Genomic DNA, 247 nt, shown 5'->3' on the forward strand with positions numbered 1-247 from the left:
CACCACCGTGCCGGTGCTCTTCCAGGGGGTCGGCGCGCCGCTCACCCCGCGGCTGACCCGGCGGTTCGGCACCGAGCGGGGGGTGCTGGGCGCGGTGCTGGGGCTGGGCGCCGGCGTGCTGCTGCGCGTGGTGCCCTCGGTGCCGGGCCTGTACGCGGGCTGCGTGGTGATTGGGGGGGCGATCGCGGGGCCCAACGTGTCGATGCCCGGGCTGGGGAAGCGCGGGTTCCCGCCCCGGGCGGCGGCG

General features: G+C 79.4%; 1 pseudogene. It reads left to right on the forward strand.

Annotated features, from left to right (window positions below):
* Nucleotides 1-247, forward strand: a pseudogene (locus C7C46_RS33550) (MFS transporter); the annotation flags it as partial.

Origin of the sequence: Streptomyces tateyamensis (assembly GCF_003205575.1) — a bacterium.
Taxonomy (GTDB): Bacteria; Actinomycetota; Actinomycetes; order Streptomycetales; family Streptomycetaceae; genus Kitasatospora; species Kitasatospora tateyamensis.